General features: G+C 51.8%; 26 protein-coding genes, 1 tRNA gene and 1 pseudogene. 14 read left to right on the forward strand and 14 right to left on the reverse strand.

The features are described 5' to 3' along the window. Positions 1-99 precede the first annotated feature (99 nt). The 11 genes and pseudogenes from ACSZO4_RS01300 to ACSZO4_RS01350 all read right to left on the reverse strand — a co-directional run bounded on the left by ACSZO4_RS01300 (position 100) and on the right by ACSZO4_RS01350 (position 6,972). On the reverse strand, positions 100-246 hold the full coding sequence (locus tag ACSZO4_RS01300) for a hypothetical protein (RefSeq protein ID WP_437887026.1): 147 nt from the start codon (positions 244-246) through the stop codon (positions 100-102). Positions 247-342: 96 nt separating this feature from the next. Beyond that, the gene (locus ACSZO4_RS01305; protein ID WP_437887027.1) at positions 343-921 is read right to left on the reverse strand and encodes a DUF1133 family protein; all 579 of its coding nucleotides are present in this window, start codon (positions 919-921) and stop codon (positions 343-345) included. An 18-nt stretch (positions 922-939) separates the two neighbouring features. After that, complete coding sequence (locus ACSZO4_RS01310; protein WP_437887028.1) at positions 940-1,929, reverse strand: DUF968 domain-containing protein; 990 nt, start codon at positions 1,927-1,929, stop codon at positions 940-942. Further along, positions 1,926-2,315: a RusA family crossover junction endodeoxyribonuclease gene (locus tag ACSZO4_RS01315; protein ID WP_437887029.1), complete on the reverse strand. Its 390-nt coding sequence runs from the start codon at positions 2,313-2,315 to the stop codon at positions 1,926-1,928. The genes ACSZO4_RS01310 and ACSZO4_RS01315 overlap by 4 nt, the downstream gene beginning before the upstream one ends. Continuing rightward, positions 2,312-3,544, reverse strand: a complete 1,233-nt coding sequence (locus tag ACSZO4_RS01320; protein ID WP_437887099.1) for a Dam family site-specific DNA-(adenine-N6)-methyltransferase — start codon at positions 3,542-3,544, stop codon at positions 2,312-2,314. The genes ACSZO4_RS01315 and ACSZO4_RS01320 overlap by 4 nt, the downstream gene beginning before the upstream one ends. A gap of 41 nt (positions 3,545-3,585) precedes the next feature. Then, positions 3,586-4,669, reverse strand: a pseudogene (locus ACSZO4_RS01325) (DNA cytosine methyltransferase); the annotation flags it as partial. After that, positions 4,666-4,896 (reverse strand): PerC family transcriptional regulator, encoded by a 231-nt coding sequence (locus ACSZO4_RS01330; protein WP_437887100.1) that lies wholly within the window; start codon positions 4,894-4,896, stop codon positions 4,666-4,668. The pseudogene ACSZO4_RS01325 and the gene ACSZO4_RS01330, both read right to left, overlap by 4 nt. Beyond that, a complete protein-coding gene (locus ACSZO4_RS01335) occupies positions 4,893-5,795 on the reverse strand; it encodes a conserved phage C-terminal domain-containing protein (protein ID WP_437887030.1) in 903 nt (300 codons plus the stop codon). Before ACSZO4_RS01335 ends, ACSZO4_RS01330 begins: the two co-directional genes overlap by 4 nt. After that, positions 5,785-5,928 (reverse strand): DUF4222 domain-containing protein, encoded by a 144-nt coding sequence (locus ACSZO4_RS01340; protein ID WP_437887101.1) that lies wholly within the window; start codon positions 5,926-5,928, stop codon positions 5,785-5,787. Before ACSZO4_RS01340 ends, ACSZO4_RS01335 begins: the two co-directional genes overlap by 11 nt. Before the next feature lie 221 nt (positions 5,929-6,149). Beyond that, complete coding sequence (locus ACSZO4_RS01345) at positions 6,150-6,695, reverse strand: YmfL family putative regulatory protein (protein WP_437887031.1); 546 nt, start codon at positions 6,693-6,695, stop codon at positions 6,150-6,152. Positions 6,696-6,723: 28 nt separating this feature from the next. Next, on the reverse strand, positions 6,724-6,972 hold the full coding sequence (locus ACSZO4_RS01350; RefSeq protein WP_437887032.1) for a hypothetical protein: 249 nt from the start codon (positions 6,970-6,972) through the stop codon (positions 6,724-6,726). Between the two features lie 83 nt (positions 6,973-7,055). Between ACSZO4_RS01350 and ACSZO4_RS01355 the strand changes: the two genes are divergently transcribed. Genes ACSZO4_RS01355 through ACSZO4_RS01365 form a run of 3 tightly spaced genes read left to right on the forward strand, consistent with a single transcriptional unit; the run spans position 7,056 to position 8,823 of the window. Continuing rightward, on the forward strand, positions 7,056-7,790 hold the full coding sequence (locus ACSZO4_RS01355; protein ID WP_437887033.1) for a LexA family transcriptional regulator: 735 nt from the start codon (positions 7,056-7,058) through the stop codon (positions 7,788-7,790). A gap of 56 nt (positions 7,791-7,846) precedes the next feature. Continuing rightward, positions 7,847-8,278, forward strand: a complete 432-nt coding sequence (locus ACSZO4_RS01360; protein WP_437887034.1) for a hypothetical protein — start codon at positions 7,847-7,849, stop codon at positions 8,276-8,278. Then, positions 8,275-8,823 (forward strand): hypothetical protein, encoded by a 549-nt coding sequence (locus tag ACSZO4_RS01365; protein WP_437887035.1) that lies wholly within the window; start codon positions 8,275-8,277, stop codon positions 8,821-8,823. The genes ACSZO4_RS01360 and ACSZO4_RS01365 overlap by 4 nt, the downstream gene beginning before the upstream one ends. 459 nt (positions 8,824-9,282) lie before the next feature. Here ACSZO4_RS01365 and ACSZO4_RS01370 read toward each other — a convergent pair whose 3' ends face one another. Then, positions 9,283-9,726: an ECs1072 family phage-associated protein gene (locus tag ACSZO4_RS01370; protein WP_437887036.1), complete on the reverse strand. Its 444-nt coding sequence runs from the start codon at positions 9,724-9,726 to the stop codon at positions 9,283-9,285. Between the two features lie 598 nt (positions 9,727-10,324). On the opposite strand from ACSZO4_RS01370, the gene rdgC reads away from it, so the two are divergent. The 11 genes from rdgC to ACSZO4_RS01425 all read left to right on the forward strand — a co-directional run bounded on the left by rdgC (position 10,325) and on the right by ACSZO4_RS01425 (position 15,936). Further along, a complete protein-coding gene (rdgC, locus tag ACSZO4_RS01375; protein WP_437887037.1) occupies positions 10,325-11,242 on the forward strand; it encodes a recombination-associated protein RdgC in 918 nt (305 codons plus the stop codon). 88 nt (positions 11,243-11,330) lie between these two features. Next, a complete protein-coding gene (locus ACSZO4_RS01380; protein WP_437887038.1) occupies positions 11,331-11,867 on the forward strand; it encodes an HD family hydrolase in 537 nt (178 codons plus the stop codon). Beyond that, positions 11,858-12,562, forward strand: coding sequence for a hypothetical protein (locus tag ACSZO4_RS01385; protein ID WP_437887039.1), 705 nt, complete (start codon positions 11,858-11,860; stop codon positions 12,560-12,562). The genes ACSZO4_RS01380 and ACSZO4_RS01385 overlap by 10 nt, the downstream gene beginning before the upstream one ends. Continuing rightward, a complete protein-coding gene (locus ACSZO4_RS01390; RefSeq protein WP_437887040.1) occupies positions 12,555-13,394 on the forward strand; it encodes a chromosome partitioning protein ParB in 840 nt (279 codons plus the stop codon). Before ACSZO4_RS01385 ends, ACSZO4_RS01390 begins: the two co-directional genes overlap by 8 nt. Further along, complete coding sequence (locus ACSZO4_RS01395; protein WP_437887041.1) at positions 13,391-13,735, forward strand: hypothetical protein; 345 nt, start codon at positions 13,391-13,393, stop codon at positions 13,733-13,735. The genes ACSZO4_RS01390 and ACSZO4_RS01395 overlap by 4 nt, the downstream gene beginning before the upstream one ends. Continuing rightward, a complete protein-coding gene (locus ACSZO4_RS01400; RefSeq protein ID WP_437887042.1) occupies positions 13,728-14,258 on the forward strand; it encodes a hypothetical protein in 531 nt (176 codons plus the stop codon). Before ACSZO4_RS01395 ends, ACSZO4_RS01400 begins: the two co-directional genes overlap by 8 nt. A 2-nt stretch (positions 14,259-14,260) precedes the next feature. Further along, complete coding sequence (locus tag ACSZO4_RS01405) at positions 14,261-14,617, forward strand: hypothetical protein (RefSeq protein WP_437887043.1); 357 nt, start codon at positions 14,261-14,263, stop codon at positions 14,615-14,617. Then, positions 14,614-15,294 (forward strand): hypothetical protein, encoded by a 681-nt coding sequence (locus ACSZO4_RS01410; RefSeq protein ID WP_437887044.1) that lies wholly within the window; start codon positions 14,614-14,616, stop codon positions 15,292-15,294. Before ACSZO4_RS01405 ends, ACSZO4_RS01410 begins: the two co-directional genes overlap by 4 nt. 1 nt (position 15,295) lies before the next feature. Next, positions 15,296-15,442, forward strand: coding sequence for a hypothetical protein (locus ACSZO4_RS01415; RefSeq protein ID WP_437887045.1), 147 nt, complete (start codon positions 15,296-15,298; stop codon positions 15,440-15,442). After that, the gene (locus tag ACSZO4_RS01420; RefSeq protein ID WP_437887046.1) at positions 15,442-15,717 is read left to right on the forward strand and encodes a hypothetical protein; all 276 of its coding nucleotides are present in this window, start codon (positions 15,442-15,444) and stop codon (positions 15,715-15,717) included. The genes ACSZO4_RS01415 and ACSZO4_RS01420 overlap by 1 nt, the downstream gene beginning before the upstream one ends. A gap of 27 nt (positions 15,718-15,744) precedes the next feature. Then, on the forward strand, positions 15,745-15,936 hold the full coding sequence (locus tag ACSZO4_RS01425) for a helix-turn-helix transcriptional regulator (protein WP_437887047.1): 192 nt from the start codon (positions 15,745-15,747) through the stop codon (positions 15,934-15,936). A gap of 76 nt (positions 15,937-16,012) precedes the next feature. On the opposite strand, the gene ACSZO4_RS01430 is transcribed toward ACSZO4_RS01425, so the two are convergent. Beyond that, a tRNA-Arg gene (locus ACSZO4_RS01430) sits at positions 16,013-16,089 on the reverse strand. A 183-nt stretch (positions 16,090-16,272) separates the two neighbouring features. Beyond that, entirely contained in the window at positions 16,273-17,892 is a 1,620-nt protein-coding gene (locus ACSZO4_RS01435; RefSeq protein WP_437887048.1) for a methyl-accepting chemotaxis protein, read from the reverse strand. Positions 17,893-17,957 lie beyond the last annotated feature (65 nt).

The raw sequence follows: 17,957 nt of genomic DNA on the forward strand, positions 1-17,957 counted from the left end.
AAATCTGAACCAGATTTAATCTGACAGACACCTGTATAAATAACCGGTAACTGTCAGATCAGGTCTGAGCTAGTACAATTAAAGGTATCTATCAGGACATCATTTCTCAGGCGACACCGGATGTTTTTGACAGCACGCCTTACTTTTTGCAGTAAACGTTGACTTTCTTATGGCGGCCAGCGTGTTGACGTCTGGCCCCTGCTCAGTTTTTCCAAGCTGTTTCTCAAATTCATTTTTCTTTTGCATATCAGCCGACCTTAGAAATAGAAAAACCCGCACTGGTGGCGGGTTTCTGTTTTGTCTGCTGCTCAGTTCGCTTTAACGCCCCGAGCCTAACACAATTCAAGCACTTTCTTGCTCACTTTGCAACTTAAATTTGTCGCTATTTGTGCCGAACGCGTCACAAACTGGTGCGTACAGCATCGATTCTGCCAGACTTACCCAAGTATCAATGCGGCGACGGCAAGTAATCAGCGTCCAGTCAGGGTGTTTAGCCTGGAGTTCATTTGCCATTTGCAGTTTGCTCTTGCGAAGACGATGGCGGTCGACGATCACACCATACAGAGAGCGGTATTCATCTTTCATAAGCACAGATGCAATAACGCCATCAATTTTCAGGGCCTCATCATCAGAGCAGAACGCGAGACCGCTTTTATTTTTACTGCCGAGGATCTCTATCAAATACTCCTCTAACTCAGGTTTGGTTATGCCTGATTTCTTCATTCGGCGCAGAGCATCATTGATAGCGGTCTTGGTGATTTTCCCGGATGCCAGTAACTGGTTAAACATGTTGCCACCAGAACCGCCACCGATATAAGACCAGCGGCCCCACATCCTTAGTTTTCCCTGAATCCAGATGCTCTCAAGGGTACGTAACCGAACCATTTCACCAGCTTTTCCAACCTCAGACGGATTAATCATGCTCTTATCTCCACTTACCTACGCCAGCACGCCAATTGCTAATGCGTGGTCTATAAAACGAAACAGCAGCGTCAGCTGACTGCCATATTTGGCCTCGAAAGCCACGGGGTCCCGATGAAGTTCGTCGTGATGTGCTCTGCACAGCGGTATCACGAATAAGTCATGGGCTTTGGTTCCCATCCCTCCTTGTCCATGTCCAATGATGTGGTGAGGGTCGTCTGCCGGTTGGTTACAGCAGGCGCATGTTTGAGCTTTAACCCAGCGGGTGTACTTCTCGTTTTCCCAGCGGCGGCGCTTTGGGCGCAGCATGTAGCTCTCTGGCGTCTCCGGGTCAATCCTGAGAGCCAGAACCTTCTTCGCCGTTTCCTGCACAATCTCAGAGGGTCCGCGTGTTGGCGCTGTTTCGCTCTCACGTGTAACCGACCTGACTACTACCGGAGGCATACGAAGAAGCTGCCGTGCTGCACTTTCAGGAATTGCATCACCCAGTCCGTTGTATGCCAGCCACCAGCACAGCTCGGGCAACGTCAGTGCGTGGGTATCATCAAAACCCAGCGTGGTACGCGCTGCCTGAATGACGTACTGGGCGCAGTTCGCCATGGCTATTGCCGCCAGTGCCTCCGTTGTGTGGTCTCGCAGCTCGTTATCGCAGTGCCAGCACAACCTGATTACGCCGGATTCGTGGCGCAGTGTGGTCATGCTCTCTGCGTGATACTCACTATGGGTCCACTGGCAACCGGATTCACGCTTAAGCCATGACTCCAGGCCGTTGATACCGCCAGCACGTTGAATTACGCGGGGATCGGCAAACACTGCCTGCAATGCCGGGTCTTCTGCCAGAGGCTGTCTCGCAGCCGGGATTGCACCGCTGGGATAACCGGCCATACGCTCTGGCTCGTTCTCCAGCAGCATGCGCCCACGATGGAAATACGGGTAAAGCTGGGAACCAGGCTTGAATGCCACAATGCCAAGTTCAGGGATGAGGATCGGCTTAAGTAACGCTCTCAATTCTCGCCCCCTGCTTTCGGTTTGTAGATGCTGATGTCAATCTCGACCTTGCCGCGTGTAGTCACTGGTCCCCACTCCACCAGCATGCGTTTTACCTGGCGGTCATCCTCCCACACACCAGCATGCGTTAAGGCGTCGAATAGCCCTTTCGTGTAGTTGTCGATATCCCTGATACGGTTGTCAGGTGGGTACAGCATGATTTCCACCGCACACAATGTGCTGGATGGTTTCGGCAGGCGACGAAGTTGGTCAATGATTGCAATGCATGCTTCACTCTGGAAACGCCTTCCGGCTTCACTAATCAGATGCCTACCTTTCAGCTTGCCTTTGTTCGGGGCTCGCCAGTAGGTGTTCACGCTGGGCGGGAACGGTAATTTCAGCTTCATAGCGCGGACCCTCTGAGGGTGGCGACAATATCTGATGCGGTTTGACGCGTACTGCCCTTGCTGGATATCGCACGGCGCGCACTGACGTGATGCAGTTCAAAACCGTGCTGTTCATAAAGTTCGATGATGCGTGGCGCGGTGGAGTTGCTAATCACTACTGTTGCCCCTCGCTGGTGAGCAGCAACGCAGCATTCTGCCAGAGCGATCTGATCATCCCATTTGAAGCCACCAGCAGCATAGCCAGTGAATCCGCTGGTTCCCGGCATTGGCTCATACGGTGGATCGCAGTAAACAACATCACCCTCGCCTGCCAGAGCCAACGTTCTGCGGTAGCCGGCATTCAGGAACACGCAGTTGTGAGCCATCCCGGTAAATGCCTGAATCTCTTTCTCAGGGAAATATGGGGCGCGGTATTTACCAAAGCCGACGTTGAACTGGTGATCGAGGTTGTAACGGATCAGGCCGTTATAGCAGTGACGGTTGAAAAACAGCAGCGCAGCAGCACGTTCAGGGCCAGCCATTAACTGGCTGTTGAACTCATCGCGCAGCTTGCTGTAACTCTCTGCGTTGTTCAGCAGGGAGAACATGCGGCGGGCATGCGTTACAACCTGGTCTGGAGCCACCGCCAGCATCTGGTAGAGGTTGATCAGGTCGGCGTTGACGTCTGCCAGCAGGAAACTGGCGTGCTTGACCGAGTTCATGAACACCGAGCCGCCACCTACAAACGGTTCAATCAGGCGCTGGCCAGCAGGGATAAGGCGGTCAAGTTCAGGCAGCAGCGAGTATTTACCACCAGCCCATTTCAGGAACGGGCGTTGCCAGGTGCGTGGTTCAGCTTCCTCAGCAGGCATAGCAGCAGCGATACGTTCACCAATCCAGCGCATGATCGGTACAGCCATTGAATTGCCGATCGCTTTATAGCGTGGGCCATCAGGGCAATCTGCAGCGTCTTTGCCTCGCCAGTTAATGAGGGTGTGGTTATCTGGGAAGCCCTGCAGACGCTCGCATTCAGTGGGCGTTAGGCGACGAACAGCCATGCTCTGCATTACTGTGGGGCTTAGATTTGTTCCGCTGCTCGCACTGGTAAGGGTTGGTGCCAGCTCTTCTGCATAGCCAATCCCGCCAGCCTTGGCGCCTTGTCCTGCTTTGAATGCATAAGCGATGGCTGGAGGCTGACCGCTATTGGCGTGGCTGGTATCGTGGTTCCCAGCGCGTAGCGTGGGCGCCATATCTACGGTTGCATCAGCGCCGTGGTCTTTATAGCTGAAAGCGATACAGGCATTCTCTTGCCCGTTATTGCGACCTAACGTGTGGGCTAACTCATGGTTGCAATCTGGGTTCTGAGTGCCATGTACGCAGAAAGTTTCAGTATCGAAGTCCATACGTACGCCATGCGCCGTACAGGCAGTAGCAACATCGATGCTTCCAGCAGTATTACCGCCGCCAAAGCTCAGAACGTAGGTCTCTAAATCTTCGGCGGTGCTGTCATTGTGTTTGCCAGGAAGTGTGCGGGAAATATCTGAGTATGCCTCCGATACAAGCCCTGCACCGCGCTGCGCAAATATCTCCTGGTTGCTCTGCCCGATGCCGCCTTCATTGTTCGACTGGTTCAGTGTAGGGTGCGGATTTACTGGGTTGTCTCAGTGACTACCGATTTCAGTGCGCTTTCCAGCATCTGCGGCAACTGCCGATTGCGGTTCTCGGCACGGCGGAGTATTCCGGCGCACGCCGTCGAACTCAAAAAGTACCGCTGCGGGATCGAATCCACTTCGAGCACTTGCGACAACGAACACACGCTTGCGTCGTTGTGCCACGCCGAAAAATTGAGCGTCGAGCACTCGCCAGGCGACAATGCGCGATGGTCCATACACACAACCAGCGTTCGACCATTTTCCCCCTGCTGGCTGCAATTCACAGTCTTCCCCGGCAAGCGCGCCAATAAAGCAGCCGAAGGCGTTGTCTTTTGACGAGAGGACGCCGGGGACGTTTTCCCAAACGATGATCGCTTCTTCTTCACCGCTGTCACGGCGTTTGTCGTCGATGGCATCTGCCAGCTCCACATATGAAAGGGTTAATTGCCCGCGTGCGTCAGCTAGCCCATTACGTAAACCGGCAATGCTGAATGCCTGGCACGGGGTGCCGCCGACCAGAACATCCGGTGCTTCAATCGAACCGGCACAAATTGCGGCCGCAATTTTGGTCATGTCGCCCAGGTTGGCTACGTCAGGCCAGCGCTGCGCCAGAACAGCAGATGGGAATTTTTCGATTTCAGAAAACCAGACAGGCTTCCATCCCAGTGGTTCCCACGCCACTGATGCGGCTTCAATGCCACTGCAAACTGATCCGTATCTCATACGTCACCATTGAATCGGCCAGCCATGTCCCACATGCGCTCGGTGTAACGGGTGCATGGGGAATGCTGAAGGCATTTTTTACGCTGCTTGAGGCAGTGCTCACGCTCGCTCGTAATTTCCGATGTATCGAAAACCTCAAGCCACACGCGGCCAGCGCGTTGATATAAACCAACTTCCTGTAAGGCCTGGGCTTTCTTGATGAGAGATTGCACGCATGGTTTTTTCATGTGCGAAACCCCGAGTTAGTCGGCGCGGAATAATCAACACTGCTGTAACTGGATTTGAATGCGTCGTCGTTTTTTACCCAACGCCCCTTAACGCATTTTGGTCTGCCACTAGCGCGCCATTTGCTGGCTTTCTCGAAATACTCAACGCAGTTTTCGGGAGCAAAGAGTGTGCGGGGGCGCAGAAATTCGCTCATCTTCGAATCGTCAGCCCATTTAGCCGTCATGTAATCGACGACCAGCATCAGATCTTCGGCGCTGTAGTTCTCTGCCAGACGCCCACGGATATAACCCAGCGTTGTTTTGGTGCGACCACCACGGCCATAGGTCGAGTTGGTGACCAGGTTGAAATGCTCAAGAACCAAAACGGCAGGATCATCGGCTGAGTCGTCGGGTTGCCCCGCAACCGGACAAGAAGGGTTTTTATCTGATGGATCAGTAGTTGATCTTACTGACGGATCCCCACCAGATTCTGACGGGTCAAAACCGCCCTTTTTGCTGGAATCCGACGCCTCAAATTTTGATGGGTCGGATTTTGATGCATCAGATTTTGACGGGTCAGATTTTGATGCGTCAGGATTTGATGTGTCAGATTCTGACAGGTGAGAAAACGCAGCCGCAGCCAGCTTCTTGACGTTCAGGCGGTAAACATTGGAGGCGTTACGGTTGCCCTGGCGGCGAGCCTGGCGGGTGAGCCAGCCCTCTTTCTCAAGCGCAGTGATAGCTGTTCTTACAGTGCTCTCACCTGCCCCAATCTGGCGCGCGATAGTCGCTATGGACGGCCAGCAAACGCCCTCGTCACTGCTGAAATCAGCCAGGCGCGCCATTATCGCCACGCTGGATAACTTCATGCCCGACGATGCGCAGGCGTCCCAAACATAACCAGTTAATTTAGTGCTCATCCTTAGCCTCTATCTCAGTGAAATCTCTCTTGAATTTCCAGCGTGGGCTAAAGCATTCGCCATGCTCATAACCGGTGCGCAGGTAGATAACCCGCTGGGTTTCTGATTCCCATCGGATGACGTGGACAGGGATGCCACGGTGGTCTTTGAATCATCGGTCAACGATACGCATAGCTCAGACTCCACCTGCTGACGCCAGTCACCCACAGCCCATACGGCGAAGTCGTGGGTTACAACCTCACGATCTCCGGGTACATTTACCGCATAGCAATACTCAACCGGCGCTTTGCCACCAGGCATAGGCAACGCAATCAGTTGCGAGCGGCAGTATGGTGTTGTTAATATGTTCATGCGTTAGTTCTCCACTTGATTGCGAAGCGCCACGACGCCAGGAGCTGCACACTCGCTGGCGTCAACTTTTTCTGGCGCACAAAAAACCCGATACAGCAGCGTTAAATGCTCCTGCCACTTAGTCATCACCTGGTAGCTGTTCTCTTCAATCCGCTCGCGCTCACTGGCGTCAATAACGCCATCAGCTGTTGCTACCCGCACGTACTGAGAGTGCTCACTGATCCACTCTATGGTTTCCATCAGGCGTTCGTTGATGTCGGCATTCTCGATTTCCTCGATCGCCACCAGCGGAACATTGACGCTATTCGACTGCCGGGATACAGCGTCAGCGAGGCACTTTTTGCCGCTGGCCTGCTGCAGGACCATTGCCCACCCCATCGGGAAGATCTGATCGCCACCGTCGCGGAGACGGTTAAACAGTGCGTCCTGCGTTACGTCCAGTATTTCGGCGGCTTCGGCATATCCACCCGGTAAAGCTGCAATAGTCTTGCGAACTGCGGCCACCAGCCAGGCTGGCTGTTTTTCTACTTTCCAGTGTTCATTACCCACGGTTAACCTCTTGATTCTGTGGTTACTATTAAGCAGCTGTTTCGTTAGTATTTTTGGGTCGGTCAGGGTTTGCCTCGCCTAAAAGCCATGCTGCTGTAAATTTCCCGCCTGAAGCATTAGCGAGCATTTCTGCATAGTTCGTTTTTTTGGTGTATTCAGTACGCGGAAGGCAGGCGTTTTTGACCCACTTATGAATCGCTACCGCTGATTTACCGCAAATTTTTGCCGCTGCAGCCTGCCCGCCAACGGCTTCGACTGCCAATTCGACAGGGTTCATGTGCTCTCCTTTAGTTAAAATTAACCACAAGTTAATATTAAATATTAACTGACAGCTAAGTCAAGTTCTCGGATATTTAACCAATGGTTAAAAGAGATAATTCTAAAGATTCTTTTACGAACAGATTGCTTCAGGCTTGCCAACTTGCTGGGCTTTCTGGTCATGGGAAAAATAAACAACTCGCTGATCTTCTTAAAAGGATCGGGGTTAAGGTTTCGACGCCTGGAGTTTGGAAGTGGTTTAACGCTCAGTCTGTTCCTGATACGGAAAATATCGTCGCCCTAAGCCGAGTGCTTGGGGTCCGAGCCGAATGGCTGGAGTATGGCGTAGGCGAACCTACTGAAAACGGGGAAGTAAAGAGCATGGTGGCGCATCTTGACCCTGAAGTTTTTCGGGTGGATGTTCTCGATCTCACCGTTAGTGCTGGCCCAGGCACCTACATGCTCTCAGAGTTCGTTGAGGTGCTGACGGCGATCGAGTTCACTACCGAACACGCAAAATCCCTCTTTGGAAGCAGATCTGCGCGTGATGTGAAGGTTATGACCGTTGATGGTGACAGCATGTATCCAACGATTAAATCAGGCGACAGGCTGTTCTTTGACGTATCGGTCAGAGAGTTTAAAACTGACGGCGTTTATGCGTTTGTTTATGGAAAAACATTTCACGTTAAGCGTCTGCAGATGCAGGGTTTGAGATTAGCTGTTCTTTCGGATAACCCAAACCTCGAGAAATGGTATGTAGAAGAAGATACGGCAGACCAGTTCTACGTGATGGGTAAGGCTCTTCTGCAAGAGTCAATTCTTTACAGCAAACTCTAACACCGTGATCCGTTGGTAATTATTTGTGAAATGGCGCCAATGAAAGGATAAAAACCATGGATAACCTTGAGAGGATTTCTTTTATCGTGCCCTTTGATGGTAAAGGTGCGACTGATGAGCCAGAGCTCAATTTTGAGTGTTCGAAATTTCCAAGTAAGTTAGCAATCAATTTTCGAGTTGGTGTTGTTGGATTAAAGCCCAGCACCAAGTACCATTTGGGGCTTATGATTATTCCGGCTCACCTGGGAATTAAAAAAGGTGAGCAAATACAATGGCCAGATGGTGAGTTTGAATCCATATCTGTTTATATTGACACGCAAGAAGGCAATGTTGAGACAGGTGTTAATGGCCAAATTATCGTCACCTTTAGTGAGGCTCGATTGCCAGCCAAGGGTCTTTATAGTGTTATAGGAATTCTGCAGACCGGCGACGAGCAGAAAACAGAGCTTCACAAAAATCAATCATTTTTCACCGCTGAAGAATTATGAGTGACAATAAGAATTTAACAAATAGCACTGACAGCACTGGCAACTCAAGGCCCAGATTGAGAGTTGTTAAGGGCTCTGGCTTTGATGCTAAGCTTGATTATTCATCGCCTGGCAATCAAGATGGCTTTACTAGCCTGTCTTACACCAAAGAAGAAGCGGACATGATTAGCAGAGAAGAGCTTGATGCTAAATTAGCCAAAAACAAATCTGAAAATGATGTCATTGCAGCTGAAATGCGGCGCGAGATGGCAGAGTTTCGCACATTTCAAGCACAGCAATTCTCCACTATGAATACTGCAATCTCTGAAATTAAAGCGCAAATTTCAGGGGTAAATGGTGAGGTCACTGGCTTAAAAGGGCAAATTGACGGACTGAAGACTACATCATCGACGCTTCAATGGATGGTTGGAGCAATACTCGCTCTTCTTGCTGTCATGCTCGCCATTCCTCAGGTGCAATCTTATTTAAAGCCTGCAGAACAACCATCTTCTCATCCTGCAGCGACTACCTCTACTCCCTTGCCGCCCCCACAAGATAAAAAGTAAAGTAAACCTTTCTTTTGACAGGCTATCCCTCCGATAGTCTGCTTTCATCTTGCGCCCCGACCGTTTCGTTCGAATTACCCATCACTTAACAAGTCACTCAATTAAAATAAATTCTAAAGATAATCAATTGATTGGTGATTTTTAATCCTAAAATTAACCATTGGTTATTTACAAAAATTATCTAATGGTTAATTATGTATCCATCAACAGCGAACAGGCAGGACGCCCACGAAGTAGCCGCCCCAGGCGTATGAAGATGGGGATGATTCGCAACACAACGATCAGGGGGATTTATGGAAACTAAAGAACCAAAGATTTTTGCTGACGGTTTGACCAGTGAAGAAATTCATCAGTGGATGGCAGTCAAGGTTAGTGCGGGGCGTCAACTTCAGGGAGCGCTCGCTGAAAAGGCTGAATTGCAACAAGCGCTTAAAGATTTAGAACAGCGTATTTCTGAGCTTACCAGTTCTGCGGCTTTGGAATGGTTAAGTACATTTCCGGGTCCCACTCTGCATCGACAATCTGATCAAAAGTCGTGCGCGCTCGATGGGCATTAAACATCTTAATCACCTCCTGGGCTTTTTCAGGAAGATGTTCTAACGCTAATTCTTCTTGTAATGCAAAGAGAGCGTCTTGAAGAGACAAGGAACGAATTTCAGATAGCGGCCATTTGTATTTGCGAAGGAGAAGATGCTCAAGAGCTAATTTTCCTTTTAAAGGGCTAGTGAGTGTCCCAAATTTTGCTCGATGTTCTTCGAGGATTGTCTCTAAAGAGAATATTAAAACGGCTCGGTTTTGCACTTGGTAGTAAGGGGGTTCGATATATCCCTGCATCTTTACTCCATGATGCTCAGCAATCTTGTTTTGTATTACCTGGAAATAATCCACGTTAATTACAGACATAAGAAGTCCCTCTTGGTTGTATGAGAACTCCAAGATACCACCGAGCCTGATGTGGCTAAAAGACAGGCAGATCAAAGAAAAGATGTGAAGTAGCAGGCCCAGACGATATCTGAGTGGCTTAAAAAACAGATGGGAGCCGGTGGAATCCCGGCACACAACAGGAAAGAGCATTTGTATGTTGGCTGTGATTGTTGAGTCTGTCGCAACGCCAAGATTGAAAAGAATGCAGTGCTCTCTCCGTTGTGGTGAATGCGCAGGCTGATGCGCTATCAAAATGCGCTGTCGCCAGTCAGTTGAACCTGGCCGTGACAGACCTATGCCGGAATATCTCAGCACCGGCCACCACAACCCAATCGCTGGAGCGCGATAACTGTGTGTAGTCCTTTGGGCGGTAACAATGTTTTCCCGTTTTGTCCTATGTTACCGCCCTCTTTTTACACAACACACAAGAGCATCACCAGGCGACGGGCTCATAACCCAATCCACCTGGGCGCTAAGAAGCGGGAATTCTCAACCCGCAACCGAACGCAGGTGCTCTTTTGTGTTGTGTGGAGAAACCAATGTTTAGCGCCAGTGCAGAGGCGCTGAGGAACCGAAAATGAATAATCCGTTTTTCAAAAATATGTTGGTGTATCGCTTTAGCCGCGACTTCACCATCAACCTGGAAGAGCTTGAGCAGAAACTTGAACTGCTTCGCTTCACTCCATGTGGTAGTCAGGATATGGCTAAAACAGGTTGGGTTTCACCATTAGGCCAGGCATCGGATCGCTTGCATCACTCCGTTAACAATCAGGTGCTGCTGGTTATTCGCCGGGAAGAAAAAATACTTCCGAAACCAGTCATTGCTGATGAACTGAATCAGCGTGTAACTCGCCTCGAATCGGATCAGGGTCGCCGCCTCAAGAAGACTGAGAAAGATTCCATCCGTGATGAGGTGCTGCACTCCCTGCTCCCTCGCGCGTTCACCAAAAATTCGACTGTCCGTTTGTGGATCAACATCACCGACGGTCTGATCATGGTTGATGCCGCCAGCGCCAAACGTGCTGAAGACTCTCTGGCACTGCTTCGTAAAACTCTCGGCTCACTTCCAGTTGTTCCACTCACGATGGAAGCGCCGATCGAACTGACCATGACCGAATGGGTTCGCTCCGGCAGTGCGCCAGCTGGCTTTGCCCTGGGTGAAGAAGCTGAGCTGAAAGCGCTTCTTGAAGATGGCGGGATCGGTCGATTTAAAAAACAGGCTCTGGTTAGCGACGAAATTCACATGCATCTGGAAGCTGGCAAGGTCGTAACCAAGCTGTCACTCGACTGGCAAGAGCGCATTCAGTTCGTTCTTTGCGATGACGGCAGTATCAAGCGCCTTAAGTTTGCAGATGAGCTGACAGAGCAAAACAGCGATATCGACCGTGAAGATGTGGCCCAGCGCTTTGATGCCGATTTTATTCTGATGACCGGCGAACTTAACTCCCTTATCACCGGGCTAACAACCTCTCTCGGCGGCGAAGCCAAGCGATAAACACCAAGCAGCAATTACCCCATGCGAATGGGTTGGGTTGCTGCACTCTAAAAACAGCGCGGTGCAGCGCGTAATGGAGAACTACGCAATGTCTTTTATTCAGACCCTAAGCGGGAAAAAGTTCGACTACATTCACTCGACCGTTGACGATATTGATATCGAAGATATCGCCAATGCTCTCTCTAATATCTGCCGCTTCGCAGGGCACCTGCCGGAGTTCTACAGCGTTGCTCAGCACTCCGTGCTTTGCAGCCAAATCGTTCAACCTGAGTACGCATTTGAAGCGCTGATGCACGATGCCGCTGAGGCGTATGTGCAGGATATCCCCTCTCCGCTTAAGCGCCTGCTGCCTGACTACCAGCGCATTGAAACAATGGTGGATGATCTGATCCGCGTTAAGTTCGCCCTCCCTGCTGATATGTCCTCAGTCGTGAAATACGCAGACCTGATCATGCTGGCAACCGAACGCCGCGATCTGGAAATCGACGACGGTACCGAGTGGGCTTGTCTCCAGGGTATCCCATGCTCCGACATCATTCAGATCGCCCCGCTGCGTCCTGGTCAGGCTTACGGCGCATTCATGAACCGGTTCAACGAACTGATGGAGATCCGCAAATGCGCCTGAATAAAGAGCAGTTGCTCGATGCCGCGCGTAAAGCGGCTAAATACCTCCCGGCAGCATCTGCCGACCTCATGAACGAACTGGCTAACCGTCTTGACGTTACCAGTGTGGCGTTAAGTGAGTCGATGGAACAACGTAAGGCTCTGGTGGTAGATAACAATTTCCTGCTGGGTCTGGCCGCGCGTGAACTCAATACCTCCTGGCTGCACACTCGCGCCATGCTCGGTATGCAGGCGGCGGTGCTCTGCCTGTCTCAGGGTGACATCAAAGCTGCTCGCGACTGGCTGGAAGGTACGACTGATGAAGCCGTGGCTGAAATGCCCGACGACATGACGCCGGATGGTTTGCAGTTATGGTACGACAGTTACATGCGAAGCGAGGGTGGCAAGACAGGTTTTCTGACCCGTGAAGAAGCGCTTGCCGAATTGAATAAGCGCATCCCAGTAAGCGCGGCTGGGGTTATGGCATTCCGTGACGAAGGTATTAACTTCGCTGCTTCACGTCTCGCTGCAGCTTACAACCACGGTTTCGTTGACAAGCCAATGGCAGAGGTTAGCGACGTGGTTCGCATGATACTGGATGCCAAGAATGGCTTAGCAAACAATCCTGTTCCGCCAGCCGATGGGTTGTCAGGTGAATACGCAGAAAAGGCACTGAAAGAATGGGGACTGATTAAGGAGGCCACCAGCAATGGCTAACTCATTCAAACAGATGACCACGAAGGGCGGTGTGATTAAACGCACCGATACCGGGATGTTTATCAGCCTGGATAACATCTTCGTCAAAGAGGGCTTCAACAAACGCGACGATGACGAGCGTACCCGCCAGGCTGATGACGACCTTTTCAACTACCTCATGAATAGTGGCACCGTTCCCCCGCTGGAAGTCACCCCACGCGATGAAGGAGGTGTGTGGGTTGTTGAGGGTCATCGCCGTCGCCGCTGCTATGAGCGCTGCCGCGATGCTGGCAAGCCAGTCGACCGCATTCACATCATGCCGTTCGTTGGCAATGACGTTGAGCGTCTTGCTAGGGTCATGACCAGTAACAACCAGCTCCCCCTAACATCGCTTGAACAGGCGCAGGTGGTTAAAGAGCTGGCTACCACGTTCAATTTGACCATGCCGGAAATAGCGAAGCTGGTTCATAAGAGCGTGCCGACGGTTGAGAAGCTACTCACCCTCGCTACCGCCAACCACGACGTGCAGCAAATCGTTCGTGACGGTGCGGTCTCTGTCGGGGTTGCCGTTGACCGTGTTCGTGAGCACGGCGAGAACGCCGGGAAAGTCCTGCAGCAGGATCGGGCAGTGGCCGCGGCAGCTGGCAAAAGCAAAATCACCAAAAAGCAGATCGCCCCAGAAGTCAGCGTTAAAAGCGCCCGCCGCCTCGTAGAACTCATCAGCAAAGCAGGCATCGACGATAACGGTGTAGTCACTCTGGAGGGTCTGGCGCTGGCTGAAGTGTTAGCGATCGTTGATGAGCATAAGGCTATTGCAGATCAGAGGATCACCAGCAAAGGAGCACGGTCATGAGTAAATCACTTAAAGCACGTTGCATTCGTCGTTGGGAAGTTGAATTCAAAAGCGTATGCGACTCCAAATTAAACCCGTGGTGGCGCAAGCGTCATCTCCGTGGCTATATCCGCGACTGCGCGTTAACTACGGCTGATTGCATGGTTGAACGGATGGCCGAGGGCAATGCCCGCGTAGACTTCTGCGGACACGCCTATGGATGGTCTCCTGAATTTGCAGCCTGGTATAACGAACGCCGCGAGCAATACCGCAAAGAGGCGCTGGAACACCTCAATGAAGAGGCCACCAACGACGAAATTGACGAAGAAATTCAGAACGAACTGGAGGCCTGGAATGATTAACAACGAACATATTCAGGCACTCAAAGCGGCTGCTGAAAGCCAGATTGGCATTCTGGAAAATATAGCCGGGTATGAGCCTGGTGATATTGATGGCGATGATGTTGAGCTTCGCTTCGAAACGGAAGACGGCTTCGATACCGGCTGCAATGTAAGTATTGTCGAGCAATGCCAGTCTGCCGCCGATGTCATTCGCTCCCTTCTGTCAGAGCGTGACGATGATAAGGCGCTGATTGCGAAATTACAGACAGCTAACGCAGCGCAGGACGACCACATCAATCAGCAGGCCGACCTGATTGAGTCGCTGGAGAAGACGAATCACGGATTGGGCAAACGCCTCTGCGCAGTGGAAGCCCGCACGCTCACCGTTGACCTTCGCAAGCACTTAGTCAACGAGGTGATGATTATTAGCCAGATGGACCGTCAGTATTCAGAAGGCTGGTGCTCAGCTAATGACTGGGCAATTCTGAAAATCCGCGAAGCCTGCGCCGCCGCTGGCATCACCCTGAAAGTGGGAGGGGAGTGACGATGAGCGATAAACCGCTTAATGCGCGCGAGCGAGCATACCTGCAACCGGCAATAGTGTACGGGTGGGAAATTGAGATATCGCCAACCCGCAAGACGCCGCTTTGGCAAGGTGATGTATTGACCCCGGTTAAAGTCGGCCCTCTCGCTGAGGCTCTTGTTGCAAAAGGCTATCTGGAGAAAGTGCTCCCTTCTGAAATCTACACCTGGAGTATTCGCGCCACCGAAAAGGCCAAAGCCCTACAGTGCCGTAAATGCTGGGGGCATTCCCGGCTTTACAACGATGAAGGTCAAGACATCGGGCGATGCCCTGACTGCGATAACGGTGTTGCGGTTAACCCCATTGGAGGTGAAAAGTGACAACACAATTACCGAGCAAAGAGCGCCTGGAGAAAATAGCGTCATGGCGTGAAACGTATGGCGCTGGACACAACGTGATGTTGCCAGCCGAAGAAGCCGAAGCAATGGCCCGCGCACTCCTGGCGGCGCATGAGCAAGAGCCGGTGGCGTGGTGGACGGGTCCGGAGCCGACGCCTACTGGTGAGATTGAATCAATACATGACCATGAGACTGGTAGCCATAGCATTCCTCTGTACCCTCACCACGCGCCAATCCCGGCAGCGGTGCCGGATGAGTTGCTGTCGTCTATGGAGGAAGTGCTTCGCATATCTGACCGCGACCATGATGCGTGGAACCGTGCTAAATCAGCCATTGCCGCCTGCCGTGCTGCCAAGCCCCAGTCTGAACCTGCTGGCAGAGATTACCTCGCCATTGTCGAACGTATCGCCGAGATTATGCATGGCTCTGTAACTGACGTTGACCTGCTCACTGTCACCGTCTTGTCTATGAAGCAGAAGGCTGAACATGCCTCATTGCCTGGTGGGTATGCGCTGGTTCCTGTTGAGCCGACAGAAGAAATGATGCTCCATAAGTCTGGCTGCCAGCACCACGCATGGGATGACCCCGATTGCCCTATGCGCGAGACACGTCGCCTGGTGTGGAGGTATATGCTCACCGCAGCGCCGAAGGAGGTGTGATGTGGAAAGAATTACCTTCGTCATTGAGTTTGAAGACGGTAAGGCACCACCAGTCCGAGCACACATGGAAGCGTTTGGCGGCAAGGTTGTTGCAGTGGCTTTCCGTGATGCCTTGGAGGAGCCTGAGCAAGACGAGGATGACGACTGATGCCCAGCAAACTCAAACAGCGGCGCTTGCGCCGCCTCAAGGCTGATGTGTGGTGGTGGCGAGAGGAGGCTCAAGACCTTCACGCCCGTGTCATGGAGCAGGCCAACGAGATCGCAGAGCTGAAAAAGAAGGTGATCGTTGTCGCTATGCCGATGATGGTACCACCAGCAGTAGTTGAGGGTATGAAGGCGCTGCGTGTAGAGCATGCGCTCTGTCTCAAATGTAATGACGGTGCGCGGGGCGGCTGCTCCGCTTGCGCCTACACTATTCGATAACCGGGTGCAGCCGGTAGTGGAGAAAGTATGCCGACAAGATATATCAACATGAAAAGCATGTGCGAGTTAACCGGGAAAAGTAAGCCCACTTTGTGGAGAATGTACGCCAAGCGCGGTGAGTTTCCAAAGCCTGAGAGAACAGCTAGTGGGACGTTTCTGGGGTGGACTGAGAAGGTATATGAAGACTGGGTAAACAGCGATAAAAACCAAACTTTTTAAATTCACTACCTGACCCGTTAACTGACCTTGAGTCGTTGCGGGTTTCTTATTTTAAAGGCTAACTCATTGAAATAAATGGTACGCCCTACAGGGTTCGAACCTGTGACCTACGGCTTAGAAGGCCGTTGCTCTATCCAGCTGAGCTAAGGGCGCACGGTGTCCCTTTCGGGAGAGTTGCGGACAGGGATTATACGGTCAACACCTGTCGAGTCAATGCCTTTAGGGGTCAGATGCTTGCGAAGTGAGCATCCCGCAGCAAATTCCTCAACTTACCCTCAAGAAAATCGGTGAGGTGATGAGCCGCCCCAACCAGCATCAGGGGCGACTGTTCAGCGTTTAGTGCTGATTTGCCAGCATCAGTTCCTGCGGCCCATTGTAGAGATCATCACCGGATTCGGCGTTATCTCTGGCAATCTGGAAACGCGTTACCGACTGCTGTAACTGAACCACCTGCTGTTGCAGGGAACTGGCCGCGGTCGCCACTTCAGCCACCAGCGAGGCATTCTGCTGAGTCACGCCGTCCATTTGGTGAATGGCGATATTAATCTGCGAAATACCACGGGTCTGCTCGCCGGAAGCGAGCATCACTTCATCCATGATCTCGACCACTTCTTTCACATCGACCATCACTTCATTCATGGTGACGCCGGCTTCTTTCACCAATCCGGAGCCCTGCTCGATACGGCTCAATGAATCACTGATCATGGTGCCTATCTCTTTCGCGGCTGTTGCGCTGCGTTGCGCGAGAACCCGAACTTCAGAAGCCACCACTGCAAATCCGCGACCGGCTTCGCCTGCACGAGCAGCCTCAACGGCGGCATTCAGCGCCAGCAGATTGGTCTGGAACGCAATACCGTCAATCACACCGACGATATCGCCAATTTTGGCGGAGCTCTTCTCAATCGACGCCATCGTAGAGACAACTTCAGAGACCACGGTAGCGCCGCGGGAAGCAGAGTCGGATGCCTTCAGCGACAGCTCATTGGCCTTACGCGTGTTGTCTTCGTTGTTTTTTACCGTCGCCATGATCTGCTCCATGCTGGATGCGGTTTCATCCAGAGAGGCAGCCTGCTGCTCGGTACGGCTGGAGAGATCGATATTACCGGAGGCAATCTCTTCCACGCCGGAGCCAATAGCATCCGTACCGTGGCGCACCACCAGCACCATATTCTCCAGCCCATCACGCATACGTTGCACTGCGGCAAACAGCTGAGCAATCTCGTTTTTCCCGGCGATATCAATGCGCGCCCGCAGATCGCCTTCGGCAATACGGTCAAAGACCCGAATCACATTGTTCAGCGGTTTGACGATAAGATTGGTCATCACCGACCAGGCCAGCGCGGCCAGCACCAGCGCACAGGCGATGGAGAAATAGAGCACAAACTCCATACGGGTGACACGCGTGTTGGAGTCTTCGTAGGCGATATCGATACTTTTGATTTTATAAGCAACCAGCGTTTTCGAGGCTTTATCGAACGCGGCGTACAGGGTCGTCGATTTCCCGGCGCGCTGGCGATACTCATCCAGCTTACCCGCTTCAAGGGCTGCAAGCGCCGGATTGATAAAATCTTCCATCAGGGTGTCGCGGCTGCTGGCCATCTCTTTGGAAATCACCAGCTCTTCTGCTGACTGAGGATATTTCAGGTAATCCTGCCATTTGGCACTGGCACCCTCAATCTTACCTTTGGCACGTTCGAGGGCCACTTTGGCTTTTTCCGTATCGCCATTACCCACCAGGGATTCATACAAACGTAAATCCAGGCGAGCACGCAATAATAATTCAGAACTTTCATTCAGCGCGACCAGACCCGGTAATACTTCAGTATCCACACGGGCAAAAGATTTATTCCCTGACTGCACCGCCACCAGACCCAAAATGCCGACGAAAAGTAATAATGCCGTCAGCGAAAAAATCATCATGCTGAGTGCAGTACGGATCTTTATTCTACGAAACATAGTGTCTTATTCCCTGTTACTGGTTAATCATAAAATGAAGAGACTGATGACAAAATGAAGACAAA

This window comes from Phytobacter sp. V91, from assembly GCF_965644225.1.
Taxonomy (GTDB): Bacteria; Pseudomonadota; Gammaproteobacteria; order Enterobacterales; family Enterobacteriaceae; genus CBFFRJ01.

Excerpts from the sequence above, each read along its gene's own strand:
- ACSZO4_RS01330 (WP_437887100.1), bottom strand. The coding sequence starts at position 4,896 with ATGAAAAAACCATGCGTGCAATCTCTCATCAAGAAAGCCCAGGCCTTA.
- ACSZO4_RS01305 (WP_437887027.1), bottom strand. The coding sequence starts at position 921 with ATGATTAATCCGTCTGAGGTTGGAAAAGCTGGTGAAATGGTTCGGTTA.
- ACSZO4_RS01435 (WP_437887048.1), bottom strand. The coding sequence starts at position 17,892 with ATGTTTCGTAGAATAAAGATCCGTACTGCACTCAGCATGATGATTTTT.
- ACSZO4_RS01360 (WP_437887034.1), top strand. The coding sequence starts at position 7,847 with ATGGATAACCTTGAGAGGATTTCTTTTATCGTGCCCTTTGATGGTAAA.
- ACSZO4_RS01405 (WP_437887043.1), top strand. The coding sequence starts at position 14,261 with ATGAGCGATAAACCGCTTAATGCGCGCGAGCGAGCATACCTGCAACCG.
- ACSZO4_RS01335 (WP_437887030.1), bottom strand. The coding sequence starts at position 5,795 with ATGAGCACTAAATTAACTGGTTATGTTTGGGACGCCTGCGCATCGTCG.
- ACSZO4_RS01350 (WP_437887032.1), bottom strand. The coding sequence starts at position 6,972 with ATGAACCCTGTCGAATTGGCAGTCGAAGCCGTTGGCGGGCAGGCTGCA.
- ACSZO4_RS01380 (WP_437887038.1), top strand. The coding sequence starts at position 11,331 with ATGTCTTTTATTCAGACCCTAAGCGGGAAAAAGTTCGACTACATTCAC.
- ACSZO4_RS01400 (WP_437887042.1), top strand. The coding sequence starts at position 13,728 with ATGATTAACAACGAACATATTCAGGCACTCAAAGCGGCTGCTGAAAGC.
- ACSZO4_RS01385 (WP_437887039.1), top strand. The coding sequence starts at position 11,858 with ATGCGCCTGAATAAAGAGCAGTTGCTCGATGCCGCGCGTAAAGCGGCT.
- ACSZO4_RS01390 (WP_437887040.1), top strand. The coding sequence starts at position 12,555 with ATGGCTAACTCATTCAAACAGATGACCACGAAGGGCGGTGTGATTAAA.
- ACSZO4_RS01355 (WP_437887033.1), top strand. The coding sequence starts at position 7,056 with ATGGTTAAAAGAGATAATTCTAAAGATTCTTTTACGAACAGATTGCTT.
- ACSZO4_RS01420 (WP_437887046.1), top strand. The coding sequence starts at position 15,442 with ATGCCCAGCAAACTCAAACAGCGGCGCTTGCGCCGCCTCAAGGCTGAT.
- ACSZO4_RS01370 (WP_437887036.1), bottom strand. The coding sequence starts at position 9,726 with ATGTCTGTAATTAACGTGGATTATTTCCAGGTAATACAAAACAAGATT.
- ACSZO4_RS01300 (WP_437887026.1), bottom strand. The coding sequence starts at position 246 with ATGCAAAAGAAAAATGAATTTGAGAAACAGCTTGGAAAAACTGAGCAG.
- ACSZO4_RS01425 (WP_437887047.1), top strand. The coding sequence starts at position 15,745 with ATGCCGACAAGATATATCAACATGAAAAGCATGTGCGAGTTAACCGGG.
- ACSZO4_RS01395 (WP_437887041.1), top strand. The coding sequence starts at position 13,391 with ATGAGTAAATCACTTAAAGCACGTTGCATTCGTCGTTGGGAAGTTGAA.
- ACSZO4_RS01315 (WP_437887029.1), bottom strand. The coding sequence starts at position 2,315 with ATGAAGCTGAAATTACCGTTCCCGCCCAGCGTGAACACCTACTGGCGA.
- rdgC (WP_437887037.1), top strand. The coding sequence starts at position 10,325 with ATGAATAATCCGTTTTTCAAAAATATGTTGGTGTATCGCTTTAGCCGC.
- ACSZO4_RS01365 (WP_437887035.1), top strand. The coding sequence starts at position 8,275 with ATGAGTGACAATAAGAATTTAACAAATAGCACTGACAGCACTGGCAAC.
- ACSZO4_RS01320 (WP_437887099.1), bottom strand. The coding sequence starts at position 3,544 with ATGGCGCCCACGCTACGCGCTGGGAACCACGATACCAGCCACGCCAAT.